Source organism: Pseudomonas sp. CIP-10 (assembly GCF_020911845.1).
GTDB classification, from domain to species: domain Bacteria; phylum Pseudomonadota; class Gammaproteobacteria; order Pseudomonadales; family Pseudomonadaceae; genus Aquipseudomonas; species Aquipseudomonas alloputida.
Genome location: NZ_CP087160.1, coordinates 5,889,298 through 5,902,129 on the forward strand (window position 1 = coordinate 5,889,298; position 12,832 = coordinate 5,902,129).

Here is a 12,832-nt window from a genome sequence, read left to right on the forward strand (position 1 = left end):
TCTGGCCGGGCGCCACGCGCACACTGGCAAGCGATACCCTAAACCAGCCGGGGTAAACTATCAATATATTTGACACGAGAGGCTCAAAAGCCTACTGATGTTCATTTTATTAAACAACAACAGGAGCCGAACCATGAGTATTGATAGCATCATCGACTTCGCGCAGGTCATCACCGAGGCCGAACGCTACCGCCCGGCTGCAGAGAAAATTCTCAAGGGCGAACCGGACCAGGCGGTCTACAACCATTATTCCAGCCCGTGTGGGCAGTTTGCCGCTGGCGTATGGGAAGGTGAGGTGGGCCAGTGGACAGTGAACTACACGGAGCACGAATACTGCGAGATCGTCCAGGGCGTTTCGGTGCTGCGCGACCAGGACGGTGGGGCTAAAACCCTGCGTGCCGGCGATCGGTTTGTCATCCCCGCCGGCTTCAAAGGCACTTGGGAGGTGCTGGAGCCGTGCCGCAAGATCTATGTGATGTTCGAGCAGAAATAATTATGTAGCGCAGGGATTTTGCAGGCATGCGTGAGGATGACCCTGCCCGTTTCGGGCCATTCAGCCTCACAAGGAAAATCAGCATGACCAACGAAGAAGTTCTGCAAACCCTCGCTCACCTGGTCGGCACCCGCTATGTGCCGGAACTGAAAGGCACCATCTGCGCCCTCACCGGGCGCACTCGCGTGGTTGGCCCCAACGAGATGTCCACCCGCGACTACGACGCCGAGCGCATCCAGATCAAGGCCGACGCCGACCTGATGATCCAGAGCTTCGCCTTCAACTGACCCTGCTGCAGCCCAAAAAAAACCCGCGTCCTTTCGGATGCGGGTTTTTTTTCAGGTCGCCGATCAATTACTTGATCTTGGCTTCCTTGTACACCACGTGCTTGCGAACAACCGGATCATATTTCTTGATCTCGATTTTGTCCGGGGTGGTGCGCTTGTTCTTGTCGGTGGTGTAGAAGTGGCCGGTACCGGCACTCGAAACCAGACGGATCAATTCACGCATGATGCTCTCCCTTAAACCTTGGCGCCAGCTTTACGGATGTCAACCAGAACGGCGTCGATGCCGCGCTTGTCGATGATACGCATGCCTTTGGCGGAAACGCGCAGACGCACGAAACGCTTCTCGGATTCAACCCAGAAACGGTGGTGCTGCAGGTTCGGCAGGAAACGACGACGGGTTTTGTTGTTTGCGTGGGAAATGTTGTTCCCGGTTACTGGACCCTTACCAGTAACTTGACAGACTCTCGACATGACTCAGCCCTCTAAAACCACATGCCCAACCCGGCATGGGTTGGCCGCTTAATCTCTCAGTCTTTGGCGCCTGGGCGCCGTGATTCTGGAGGCCTTATCGACCGGATCCGCTGATGCGACAGGCCGAGCCCCTAGAAAAGAGCGCTGCTTTATACCAGAAAGACTTGGCTGCAACAACAGTAGATGCACATTACCGCTAGCCAGAACGCGCCGGGCCAGCATAGCGGCAGGCCCCGCCAGTCGTCGACCGCTCGTCGCAAGATTTGCAAAAAAGGGTGTGGTCATTTGCCGGCGGGCGCACTAGGGTAAGCCTTTTCCAGACTGCACTGGCAGATGGGCCACTGACAGCCAAGGAGCCACCATGCGTGTCGCCGCACTTTCCTTATTGTTCACCACCCTGTTCGCCACTGGCGCTGCCCAGGCCGCTCCGCTGAGCGTTTGCAGCGAGGCCAGCCCCGAAGGTTTCGACGTGGTGCAGTACAACTCGCTCACCACCACCAACGCCACCGCCGACGTGCTGATGAACCGCCTGGTGGAGTTCGATGCGGCGCAAGGCAAGGTGGTGCCGAGCCTGGCGACCAGCTGGACGGTATCGGCCGACGGCCTGGTGTATGACTTCACCCTGCGCGATGACGTCAAGTTTCACAGCACCCCCTACTTCAAGCCAAGCCGCAAGCTGAATGCCGACGACGTGCTGTTCAGCTTCCAGCGCATGCTCTACCCGGCCCATGCCTGGCACAAGACTGCGCCGGGCGGCTACCCGCATGCCCAATCGCTGCAGCTGGGCAGCCTGATCAAGGCGATCGAGGCACCGTCGCCGAACACCGTGCGCTTCACCCTCAGCCACCCGGACGCCACCTTCCTGGCCACCCTGAGCATGGGCTTCGCCTCGATCTACTCCGCCGAATACGCCGACAAGCTGCTCAAGGCCGGCACACCGGAAAATCTCAACAACCAACCGATCGGCACCGGGCCGTTCGTGTTCCAGCGTTTCCAGAAAGACGCCGTGGTGCGCTACCGCGCCAACCCGGACTACTTCGCCGGCAAGCCGGCGGTCGACCCGCTGATCTTCGCCATCACCACCGATGCCAACGTGCGCCTGCAGAAGCTCAAGCGTGGCGAGTGCCAGGTTGCCCTGTCGCCCAAGCCGTTGGACATTGCCGAAGCGGGCAAGGACGGTAACCTCAAGGTGGCCACCACCCCGGCATTCATGACTGCCTTCGTCGCCATCAACAGCCAGCACCCGCCGCTGGACAAGCCGGAAGTGCGCCAGGCGATCAACCTGGCCTTCGACAGGCAGGCCTACCTCAAGGCCGTGTTCGAAGACTCTGCGGTGGCTGCCAACGGCCCCTACCCGCCTAACACCTGGAGCTACGCCAAGGACCTGCCCGGCTACCCGCTGGACCTGAAGAAAGCCAAAGCCCTGCTGGCCAAGGCCGGGCTGGCCAAAGGCTTCAGTACCACCATCTGGACCCGGCCCTCGGGTAGCCTGCTCAACCCCAACCCCAGCCTTGGCGCGCAGATGCTGCAAGCCGACCTGGCGAAGATTGGCGTGAAAGCGGAGATCCGCGTGATCGAGTGGGGCGAACTGATACGCCGCGCCAAGGCCGGCGAGCATGACTTGCTGTTCATGGGCTGGGCGGGCGACAACGGCGACCCGGACAACTTCCTCAGCCCGCAGTTTTCCTGTGCGGCGGTCGAGTCAGGGACCAACTTCGCACGCTTCTGCGACAGCCGCCTCGACCAGTTGATCAGCGCCGGGCGCACCACCAACGACCAGAGCGTGCGCAGCCGGCTGTACCAGCAGGCGCAGACACTGATCCAGCAGCAGGCGCTGTGGGTGCCACTGGCGCACCCGACGGCGGCGACCCTGCTGCGCCAAGGCGTCGAGGGGTACCAGGTGAGCCCGTTCGGACGGCTGGATTTCAGCAAGGTGACGGTGACCAAATAAGCCTGTACCGGCCTCTTCGCGGGTAAACCCGCTCCTACAGGACAGCGCCAGCCTGGCAGTTGACGCTACCCCTGTAGGAGCGGGTTTACCCGCGAAAGGGCCCGTACTGACCCTATAAGGCTCTCAGTAGTCCCTCAGGCCACAATCCACCCATGCTCGACCATCGACAACGGCTCCCCATCACCAATGATGATGTGATCCAGCACCCGCACATCAATCAACGCCAGCCCCCGCTTCAACGACAGGGTCAAATGCACATCGTCCTGACTCGGTTCACTGATCCCTGAAGGATGGTTGTGGCACAGGATCAATGCCGCAGCGTTGTGCACCAACGCCCGTCGCACCACCTCTCGCGGATAGACACTCGCCCGATCTATCGTGCCCCTGAACAGGATCTCAAATGCCAGTGGCCGGTGCTTGGTATCGAGAAACAGACACCCGAACACCTCGCTGGCCTCATGCCTGAGCATGGCTTTCAGGTAGCGTCGCACCGCTGCCGGGCTGTCCATGGCAGACTCGCGCTCAATCGACGTTGCAAGGTGCCTGCGGCCGATCTCAAGCAGTGCCTGCAGCTGGCTGTACCTCACCGGGCCCAACCCAAGCTCGCCGACGAAGGCCTCGCGGTCGGCCTCCAGCAACCGGCGCAAGCTGCCGAACTTCACCAACAAGCCTCGCGAAAGCTCCACGACATTACGCCCACGTACGCCTGAGCCAAGAAAAACGGCCAGCAGCTCCGTATCTGTCAGGCTCCCTGCCCCTCGCTGCAACAACTTCTCCCTAGGCCGTTCTTCCGCCGGCCACTCCCTGATGTTCATTCCACCCCTGCCTTTGCTGCGGCCCATTTCGGCCCTGTGTTAATCTATTTCGCCTCGTACATGCGACGTTCCGCCGCAGGCATTTTCAAACGTCGCCGCCCGCTCTCACTGGAAAAAGGCAAGCCTATGCAGCGGCTGTATCGCAAGCGCATCGTTCTCGGCGTGGGTGGCGGCATTGCCGCCTACAAAAGCGCCGAGCTGATTCGCCGTCTCCTCGAGCACGGCGCGCAGGTGCGCGTCGTCATGACACGGGGTGGTGCCGAATTCATCACCCCGCTGACCCTGCAGGCGCTGTCGGGCCACCCCGTGCACATGGACCTGCTCGACCCGGCCGCCGAAGCAGCCATGGGCCATATCGAACTGGCCAAGTGGGCGGACCTGGTGTTGATCGCCCCTGCCACCGCCGACCTCATGGCACGCATGGCCCAAGGCATGGCAGACGACCTGCTGACCACGCTGGTGCTGGCCACTGACGCCACCGTCGCCGTGGCGCCGGCGATGAACCAGGCCATGTGGCGCGACCCGGCCACCCAGGCCAACCTCGAGCTGCTCAAGAGCCGTGGCATTCAGGTGTTCGGCCCGGCATCCGGCAGCCAGGCCTGTGGCGACGTTGGCCTGGGGCGCATGCTAGAAGCCACCGACCTGGCCTGGTGCGCCGCGGAAAGCTTCAAGCGCCAGGCACTGACCGGCAAGCACGTGCTGATCACCGCCGGGCCGACCCAGGAAAACATCGACCCGGTGCGCTACATCACCAATCATAGCTCCGGCAAGATGGGCTTCGCCCTGGCCGAAGCGGCCGCCGAAGCAGGGGCTCGGGTGACCCTCGTCACGGGCCCTGTGCACTTGCCAACCCCTGACCGGGTCAGCCGCATCGACGTCGTCAGCGCGCGAGACATGCTCGCGGCCTGTGAAGCGGCCATGCCGTGCGACCTGTTCATTGCCTCGGCAGCGGTTGCGGACTACCGCCCCGAAGTGGTTGCCACACAAAAACTGAAGAAAGATCCTACGACCGGCGACGGCATGCTGCTGCAGATGGTGCGTAATCCCGATATCCTTGCCACCATTGCTGGCCGCGCCGACCGCCCGTTCAGCGTCGGCTTTGCCGCCGAAACCGAGCACCTGCTCGATTACGCCACGCGCAAGCTCAAGGACAAGAACCTCGACCTGATCGTCGCCAATGATGTGGCCAACCCCAGCATCGGCTTCAACAGCGAAGAAAATGCCTTGACCGTGATCGACCGCCAGCAGCACCAGACCCTCTTCGCGCAGACCAGCAAGGGCAAGATTGCCCGGCAACTGGTCGCCTTCATCGCCGAACGGCTTAACCAGGTTCAATAAGTTACATGCACGCTCTTCAAGCCAAGATCCTCGACCCACGCCTGGGCAGCGAATTCCCGCTACCCGCGTACGCCACCCCCGGCTCCGCCGGCCTCGACCTGCGCGCCCTGCTCAAGGAAGACACCCTCCTCGAGCCGGGCCAGACCATCCTGATTCCTACCGGTCTGTCGATCTACATCGGCGACCCGGGCCTGGCGGCAGTCATCCTGCCGCGTTCGGGCCTGGGCCATAAGCATGGCATCGTGCTGGGCAACCTGGTCGGCCTGATCGATTCGGACTACCAGGGCGAGCTGATGGTGTCGTGCTGGAACCGCGGCAACACGCCGTTCACCATCGCGGTGGGCGAGCGCATCGCCCAGCTGGTGCTGGTACCGGTGGTGCAGGCTCACTTCGACATCGTCGAAGCATTCGACGAAAGCCAGCGTGGCGCTGGCGGCTTCGGTCACTCCGGCAGCCACTGAGCCGGCAAATGACCGTTCAGGCCAAGGATGGCGAACTCTCTGGCGAAACCACCGTCCAAGCGTTCAGTTTGCGCCTGCCCAGAAAGCCTTTGACTAATGGAGCTTCCAGAGATGAACGACATGGCCCACCTGGTCCCCGCCGCATTGCCCGACAGCATTTTCCGCGCATATGACATACGCGGCGTGGTCGGCAAGACCCTTCACGCCGAAACTGCCTACTGGATCGGCCGCGCCATCGGCGCGCAAAGCCTGGCCCAGGGCGAACCGCAGGTTTCGGTAGGGCGCGATGGCCGCCTGTCGGGCCCGATGCTGGTGGAACAGCTGATCAAAGGCCTGGTCGATGCGGGCTGCCACGTCAGCGACGTCGGCCTGGTGCCTACCCCGGCGCTGTACTACGCAGCCAACGTGCTGGCCGGCAAGTCCGGTGTGATGCTGACTGGCAGCCACAACCCTTCGGACTACAACGGTTTCAAGATCGTCATCGCCGGTGACACCTTGGCCAACGAACAGATCCAGGCCCTGCTGACCCGCCTGAAAACCAACGACCTGACCCTGGCCCAAGGCCGCGTGGAAAAGGTCGAGATCCTCGACCGCTACTTCCAGCAGATCGTCGGCGACGTAAAGCTGGCGAAAAAGCTCAAGGTGGTGGTGGACTGCGGCAACGGCGCCGCTGGCGTGGTTGCACCGCAATTGATCGAAGCCCTGGGCTGCGAAGTGATCCCGCTGTTCTGCGAGGTCGACGGCAACTTCCCCAACCACCACCCGGACCCGGGCAAGCCGGAGAACCTCGAAGACCTGATCGCCAAGGTCAAGGAAACCGGTGCCGATATCGGCCTGGCCTTCGACGGTGACGGCGACCGCGTCGGCGTGGTGACCAACACCGGCAGCATCGTCTACCCCGACCGCCTGCTGATGCTGTTTGCCCAGGACGTGCTGTCGCGCAACCCGGGCGCCGAGATCATCTTCGATGTCAAATGCACCCGCCGCCTGACCCCGCTGATCGAACAGCACGGTGGCAGCGCCTTGATGTGGAAAACCGGCCATTCGCTGATCAAGAAGAAGATGAAGCAGACCGGTTCGCTGCTGGCAGGCGAGATGAGCGGTCACATCTTCATCAAGGAACGTTGGTACGGTTTTGACGACGGTATCTACAGCGCCGCGCGCCTGTTGGAGATCCTCAGCAAGACCCAGCAGAGCGCCGAAGACCTGTTTGCCGCCTTCCCGAATGATATTTCCACGCCGGAAATCAATATTGATGTGACCGACGAGGGTAAATTCAGCATCATTGATGCACTGCAACGCGACGCCGACTGGGGCGAAGCCCACCTGACCACCATTGACGGTGTGCGGGTCGACTACGCCAATGGCTGGGGCCTGGTTCGCGCCTCCAACACCACCCCGGTGCTGGTGCTGCGTTTCGAGGCCGACAGCGACGCCGAATTGCAACGTATCAAGGATGTTTTCCGCACCCAGTTGCTGCGGGTAGAGCCTGAGCTGCAACTGCCGTTCTGACCGACTATCTGTTCCTTACAGGAGCCCTGCATGACCCTCGATCGCGATGCCGCTTCCCATGTAGCCGAGGTTTTGTCCGAAGCACTGCCTTACATCCGCCGCTTTGTCGGCAAGACCCTGGTGATCAAGTACGGCGGCAACGCGATGGAGAGCGAGGAGCTCAAGACGGGCTTCGCCCGTGACATCGTGCTGATGAAGGCTGTGGGCATCAACCCGGTGGTGGTCCACGGCGGTGGCCCACAGATCGGCGACCTGCTCAAGCGCTTGTCGATCGAGAGCCACTTCATCGACGGCATGCGCGTCACCGACTCGGCGACCATGGACGTGGTGGAGATGGTGCTGGGTGGCCAGGTCAACAAGGACATCGTCAACCTGATCAACCGCCACGGCGGCAGCGCCATCGGCCTGACCGGCAAGGACGCGGAGCTGATCCGCGCCCGCAAGCTGACCGTCAGCCGCCAGACGCCAGAGATGACCACCCCGGAAATCATCGACATCGGCCACGTCGGTGAAGTGGTGAGTGTGAACACCGACCTGCTGAACATGCTGGTGAAGGGCGACTTCATCCCGGTCATCGCGCCAATCGGCGTGGGTGCCAACGGTGAGTCGTACAACATCAACGCCGACCTGGTGGCGGGCAAGGTGGCCGAGGCGCTGAAGGCCGAGAAGCTGATGCTGCTGACCAACATCGCCGGCCTGATGGACAAGCAGGGCCAGGTGTTGACAGGCCTGACCACCGAGCAGGTCAACGAACTGATCGCTGACGGCACCATTTATGGCGGCATGCTGCCGAAGATCAAGTGCGCGCTGGATGCGGTACAGGGCGGCGTGAACAGCTCGCACATCATTGATGGCCGCGTGCCGAATGCAGTGCTGCTGGAGATTTTCACCGACAGCGGCGTGGGCACCCTGATTACCAACCGCAAGCCGCGCTGATTGATCGGTTAGCCTGCACTGGCCTCTTCGCGGGTAAACCCGCTCCTACAAAGGAAATCCCCGTGTAGGAGCGGGATTACCCGCGAAAGGGCCAGATCAGGCGGCACAAAAAAAGGCGACCCTCTGAAGAAGGTCGCCTTTTTCATTCCTAGGCCAGGATCAGATCCCGTACTGCGCCCGATAGGCCTCCACAGCCGGCAGGTGCTGCTTCAACTGTGGATCGTCAGCCAGGAACTCCAGCACCTGGGTCAGCGAAACAATGCTGACCACCGGGATACCGAAGTCGCGTTCCACTTCCTGGATCGCCGACAGTTCGCCATTGCCGCGCTCTTCACGGTTCAGCGCGATCAGTACACCAGCGGCCTTGGCCTGCTGGGCATTGATGATCTGCATGACCTCACGAATGGCGGTACCGGCAGTAATCACGTCGTCAATGATCAGCACTTCACCGGCCAGCGGCGCGCCGACCAGGCTGCCACCTTCGCCGTGGTCCTTGGCTTCCTTGCGGTTGAAGCACCATGGCACGTCGAGCTGATGCTGGTCGGCAAGGGCCACGGCGGTAGTCGCCGCCAAAGGGATACCCTTGTAGGCCGGGCCGAACAGCACATCGAAGGGGATTTTGCTGTCGACGATGGCGGCGGCGTAGCAACGGCCCAGTTCAGCCAGGGCGGAACCGGTGTTGAACAGGCCGGCATTGAAGAAATACGGGCTGGTACGCCCCGATTTCAGGGTGAATTCACCGAAACGCAGTACCCCGCGATCGATGGCAAAACGGATAAAGTCGCGCTGATACGGCTGCATGAATAGTCCCGGACACCACGGATTTAGCTAAATGGGTTGAGCTCGGGTATCATACACGCACGAGATTTATGGGGCCATTTATGCGGATCATCAGTGTGAACGTAAATGGCATTCAGGCTGCGGCCGAGCGTGGTTTGCTCAGCTGGCTGCAAGCCCAGAATGCCGACGTCATCTGCCTTCAGGATACCCGCGCCTCGGCCTTTGAACTCGACGACCCAGCTTTCCAGCTCGATGGCTATTTCCTTTATGCCTGCGACGCGGAGGTGCCAGCCCAAGGTGGTGTGGCCCTTTACTCGCGCATGCAGCCCAAGGCAGTCATCACCGGCCTGGGCTTCGAGACAGCCGACCGCTACGGGCGTTACCTGCAAGCAGATTTCGACAAAGTCAGTATTGCCAGCCTGCTGCTGCCTTCGGGCATGAACGGCGACGAAGACTTGAACCAGAAGTTCAAGTTGATGGACGACTTCGCCAAGTACCTGGACAAGCAGCGTCGCAAGCGTCGCGAATACATCTATTGCGGCTCGTTCTACGTGGCGCAGCAGAAGCTCGACATCAAAAACTGGCGTGACAGCCAGCAGTCGCCAGGCTTCCTGGCGCCAGAACGCGCCTGGATGGATGCAATCACTGGCGAGATGGGGTATGTCGATGCCTTGCGCGAAGTCAGCCGTGAAGGCGACCAGTACAGCTGGTGGCCAGACAACGAGCAGGCCGAGATGCTTAACCTGGGCTACCGGTTCGACTACCAGATTCTCACCCCGGGCCTGCGCCGCTTCGTACGCAACGCTCGCCTGCCGCGTCAGCCACGCTTCTCCCAGCATGCGCCGCTGATCGTCGACTATGACTGGACGCTGACCATCTAAAAGGCCATTGGGGCTGCGTTGCAGCCCCAATGGCTATTTGATCGGCCGCCAGATCATCGGGTAGCGATAAGGCTTGCCCTCATTCGCCCGCACCGCCGCAATGATGATCAATATCATCACTGCCACCGTGAGCATGGCAAACAGCACCAGCCCGATAAACACGAACATCAGCAGAAAGCAGATGAACCCGGCAATGGTCACGCTGATTTGAAAGTTCAGCGCCTCTTTGCCCTGGGCATCGATAAAAGGGTCTTGCTCGCGCTTGAGGTGCCATAGCACCAGCGGGCCCAGCAGGTGCCCGAGCGGCACTACCAGGCCCAACAGCGCGGAGAGGTGGCAGAACATCGCCCATTGCCGGATTTCGGCATTGGGCGGGGTGATCGACAGGTTCGAATCGCTCATGCCCCGCACCTCCGTGGCTGGCTTCAGTCAGCCAGTGCTGCCTGCTGCAGCTCGAAAATCTCGTTCATGCCCTTCTGCGCCAGAGCGAGCATGGCGTTGAAATCTTCCGGCTGGAACGGTGCGCCTTCGGCAGTACCCTGCACTTCGATGAAACCACCAGCGCTGGTCATGACCACATTCAGGTCGGTTTCGGCTGCGGAGTCTTCCAAGTAGTCCAGGTCGAGCACCGCTTCGCCTTGGTACATGCCGACAGATACCGCTGCGATCATGTGCTTGAGCGGGTTGCCGCCCTTGAGGCCGCCGCGCTTCTTGATGACTGCCAAAGCGTCGCACAAGGCAACCATGGCGCCGGTGATGGACGCGGTACGGGTACCGCCATCGGCCTGGATCACGTCGCAATCGACGTACAGGGTGATGTCACCGAGCTTGCTCATGTCCAGCGCGGCGCGCAGCGAACGGCCGATCAGGCGCTGGATTTCCAGGGTGCGGCCACCCTGCTTGCCACGGCTGGCTTCACGCTGGTTACGTTCGCCGGTGGAGCGCGGCAGCATGCCATACTCGGCGGTCAGCCAGCCTTGGCCCTGGCCTTTGAGGAAGCGCGGTACACCGTTTTCAACGCTGACCGTGCAGATGACTTTGGTGTCACCGAACTCGACCAGTACCGACCCTTCGGCGTGCTTGGTGTAGTTGCGGGTGATGCGGATCGAGCGGAGCTGATCGGCAACGCGACCACTTGGACGTTTCATCTGGGATACCTGTACTGGGACTTTGAATCTGCCGAGCATTATAGAGCCCGCAGCCCGGGGAAGACATGCCTATTGTCGCGCCCGGCACAGCCCGTCGCCTTTTCCTACCGCAGTAGCCACCCGTCGGTAACATAGGCGGATTGGGCGCCACGGCGACACTGCGCTACAATCCTGCGCCTTGCAGCCGAGAGGCTCCCACCGTTCATTCATCTACGCGAGGTACTCCCCATGGTGCACAGCATGACCGCTTTTGCTCGTGTCGAGCGCGCCGGCAGCCAAGGCACCCTGGTCTGGGAGCTGCGTTCGGTCAACCACCGTTACCTGGAGCCGCACCTGCGCCTGCCCGAGGCCCTGCGCGACCTCGAAGGCGGTGTACGTGAAGGCCTGCGCCAGGGCCTGTCACGCGGCAAGGTGGAATGCACCTTGCGCCTCAACGAAGACAGTAATGGCAAACCGCTGAAAGTGGACCATGAGCGCGCCAAGCAACTGGTTGCCGCCGCCGAAGAAGTGGCGGGCCTGATCAAGCAGCCTGCCCCCCTGAACCCGCTGGAAGTGCTGTCATGGCCAGGCGTGCTGGTGGCCGACACCAGCGACCCACAGGCACTGAACGCCGAAGCCATGGCGCTGTTCGACGAAGCGTTGGCCGAACTCAAGGCCGGGCGCCAGCGCGAAGGCCAGGAACTGGCGCGGCTGATCAACGAACGCCTGGACAACATGGCCAGCGAAGTCACGACCCTGCGCGCCCTGGTGCCGCAGATGCTGGCGGCGCAGCGGCAGAAGATTCTCGACCGCTTCGGCGACATGCAAGCCGAGCTGGACCCACAGCGCCTGGAGCAAGAGATGGTACTGCTGGCCCAGAAAAGCGACGTGGCAGAGGAGCTCGACCGCCTCAGCACCCACGTCACCGAAGTGCGCCGCGTGCTCAAGGGTGGCGGCGCCGCTGGCCGGCGCCTGGACTTCCTGATGCAGGAGCTCAACCGCGAGGCCAACACCCTTGGCTCCAAGGCCTTCGACCCACGCAGCACGCAAGCGGCGGTCAACCTGAAGGTACTGATCGAACAGATGCGTGAACAAGTACAGAACATCGAGTAAGGCCACCCCTACCATGAACCACAGCAGCGGCACCCTCTACATCGTTTCGGCCCCCTCGGGTGCCGGCAAGACCAGCCTGGTCACCGCCCTGACCAAAGACGACCAGCAGATTCGCGTCTCGGTCTCGCACACTACCCGCGCCATGCGCCCGGGCGAGCAGCACGGGGTGAACTATCACTTCGTCGTCCACGAGGAGTTCAAGACGCTGATCGCGCAAGGAGACTTTCTGGAGCATGCCGAAGTGTTCGGCAACTTCTACGGTACTTCGCGCAGCGCGCTGCAGCACACCTTGGACCAAGGCTACGACCTGATCCTGGAAATCGACTGGCAAGGTGCCCAGCAAGTGCGCAAGCTGATGCCAGAGGCGCTGTCGGTGTTCATCCTGCCTCCAAGCCAGGAGGCGCTTCGCCACCGCCTGGACGGACGCGGGCAGGACAGCGAAGAGATCATTGCCGGGCGCATGAAGGAAGCGGTCAGCGAGATGGTGCACTACGACGAGTATGACTACGTGATCATCAATGATGATTTCGACGCGGCGCTGGCAGACTTGAAAGCGGTGTTCCGCTCGAATCGGCTGCTGTTGAAGAAGCAGCAGCAGCGTCATGCGGCGCTGCTGAAGCAAATGATCGGCTAAAGATCGATGGGGCCGCAGAGCGGCCCCATTGGT

At 61.7% G+C, this 12,832-nt stretch carries 15 protein-coding genes and 1 pseudogene; 10 read left to right on the forward strand and 6 right to left on the reverse strand.

Annotated features, from left to right (window positions below; all coding sequences use genetic code 11):
- The first annotated feature begins 133 nt into the window (after nt 1-133).
- Together LMH93_RS26480 and LMH93_RS26485 are read left to right on the forward strand one after the other, a co-directional pair.
- A complete protein-coding gene (locus LMH93_RS26480) occupies nt 134-493 on the forward strand; it encodes a cupin domain-containing protein (RefSeq protein WP_003258971.1) in 360 nt (119 codons plus the stop codon).
- Nucleotides 494-576: 83 nt separating this feature from the next.
- Nucleotides 577-780, forward strand: coding sequence for a hypothetical protein (locus LMH93_RS26485; RefSeq protein WP_003253508.1), 204 nt, complete (start codon nt 577-579; stop codon nt 778-780).
- A gap of 67 nt (nt 781-847) precedes the next feature.
- Here LMH93_RS26485 and rpmG read toward each other — a convergent pair whose 3' ends face one another.
- Nucleotides 848-1,003 carry a 50S ribosomal protein L33 gene (gene rpmG, locus LMH93_RS26490; protein ID WP_003253507.1) on the reverse strand — a complete coding sequence of 52 codons (156 nt, stop codon included), beginning with the start codon at nt 1,001-1,003 and terminating at the stop codon, nt 848-850.
- An 11-nt stretch (nt 1,004-1,014) separates the two neighbouring features.
- Complete coding sequence (gene rpmB / locus LMH93_RS26495) at nt 1,015-1,251, reverse strand: 50S ribosomal protein L28 (RefSeq protein ID WP_003253504.1); 237 nt, start codon at nt 1,249-1,251, stop codon at nt 1,015-1,017.
- 361 nt (nt 1,252-1,612) lie between these two features.
- On the opposite strand from rpmB, the gene LMH93_RS26500 reads away from it, so the two are divergent.
- Nucleotides 1,613-3,202, forward strand: coding sequence for an ABC transporter substrate-binding protein (locus LMH93_RS26500; protein WP_230064751.1), 1,590 nt, complete (start codon nt 1,613-1,615; stop codon nt 3,200-3,202).
- Nucleotides 3,203-3,336: 134 nt separating this feature from the next.
- Here LMH93_RS26500 and radC read toward each other — a convergent pair whose 3' ends face one another.
- Nucleotides 3,337-4,017: a RadC family protein gene (gene radC / locus LMH93_RS26505; protein WP_020190327.1), complete on the reverse strand. Its 681-nt coding sequence runs from the start codon at nt 4,015-4,017 to the stop codon at nt 3,337-3,339.
- A gap of 126 nt (nt 4,018-4,143) precedes the next feature.
- On the opposite strand from radC, the gene coaBC reads away from it, so the two are divergent.
- The 4 genes and pseudogenes from coaBC to argB all read left to right on the forward strand — a co-directional run bounded on the left by coaBC (nt 4,144) and on the right by argB (nt 8,264).
- The gene (gene coaBC / locus LMH93_RS26510; RefSeq protein WP_003253409.1) at nt 4,144-5,355 is read left to right on the forward strand and encodes a bifunctional phosphopantothenoylcysteine decarboxylase/phosphopantothenate--cysteine ligase CoaBC; all 1,212 of its coding nucleotides are present in this window, start codon (nt 4,144-4,146) and stop codon (nt 5,353-5,355) included.
- Nucleotides 5,356-5,360: 5 nt separating this feature from the next.
- Nucleotides 5,361-5,816 (forward strand): dUTP diphosphatase, encoded by a 456-nt coding sequence (gene dut / locus LMH93_RS26515; protein ID WP_003253408.1) that lies wholly within the window; start codon nt 5,361-5,363, stop codon nt 5,814-5,816.
- A 144-nt stretch (nt 5,817-5,960) separates the two neighbouring features.
- Nucleotides 5,961-7,328, forward strand: a pseudogene (locus LMH93_RS26520) (phosphomannomutase/phosphoglucomutase); the annotation flags it as partial.
- A gap of 30 nt (nt 7,329-7,358) precedes the next feature.
- Nucleotides 7,359-8,264, forward strand: coding sequence for an acetylglutamate kinase (gene argB / locus LMH93_RS26525; protein ID WP_004575216.1), 906 nt, complete (start codon nt 7,359-7,361; stop codon nt 8,262-8,264).
- Nucleotides 8,265-8,423: 159 nt separating this feature from the next.
- On the opposite strand, the gene pyrE is transcribed toward argB, so the two are convergent.
- On the reverse strand, nt 8,424-9,065 hold the full coding sequence (gene pyrE / locus LMH93_RS26530) for an orotate phosphoribosyltransferase (protein ID WP_014861506.1): 642 nt from the start codon (nt 9,063-9,065) through the stop codon (nt 8,424-8,426).
- Nucleotides 9,066-9,145: 80 nt separating this feature from the next.
- On the opposite strand from pyrE, the gene LMH93_RS26535 reads away from it, so the two are divergent.
- Complete coding sequence (locus tag LMH93_RS26535) at nt 9,146-9,925, forward strand: exodeoxyribonuclease III (RefSeq protein WP_003253401.1); 780 nt, start codon at nt 9,146-9,148, stop codon at nt 9,923-9,925.
- Between the two features lie 33 nt (nt 9,926-9,958).
- On the opposite strand, the gene LMH93_RS26540 is transcribed toward LMH93_RS26535, so the two are convergent.
- Together LMH93_RS26540 and rph are read right to left on the reverse strand one after the other, a co-directional pair.
- Complete coding sequence (locus LMH93_RS26540) at nt 9,959-10,327, reverse strand: DUF4870 domain-containing protein (protein ID WP_003253399.1); 369 nt, start codon at nt 10,325-10,327, stop codon at nt 9,959-9,961.
- Nucleotides 10,328-10,350: 23 nt separating this feature from the next.
- The gene (gene rph / locus LMH93_RS26545) at nt 10,351-11,073 is read right to left on the reverse strand and encodes a ribonuclease PH (RefSeq protein ID WP_003253397.1); all 723 of its coding nucleotides are present in this window, start codon (nt 11,071-11,073) and stop codon (nt 10,351-10,353) included.
- Between the two features lie 228 nt (nt 11,074-11,301).
- On the opposite strand from rph, the gene LMH93_RS26550 reads away from it, so the two are divergent.
- Together LMH93_RS26550 and gmk are read left to right on the forward strand one after the other, a co-directional pair.
- On the forward strand, nt 11,302-12,165 hold the full coding sequence (locus tag LMH93_RS26550) for a YicC/YloC family endoribonuclease (RefSeq protein WP_003253395.1): 864 nt from the start codon (nt 11,302-11,304) through the stop codon (nt 12,163-12,165).
- A gap of 13 nt (nt 12,166-12,178) precedes the next feature.
- Nucleotides 12,179-12,799, forward strand: coding sequence for a guanylate kinase (gene gmk / locus LMH93_RS26555; protein WP_004575215.1), 621 nt, complete (start codon nt 12,179-12,181; stop codon nt 12,797-12,799).
- The last annotated feature ends 33 nt before the right edge of the window (nt 12,800-12,832 follow it).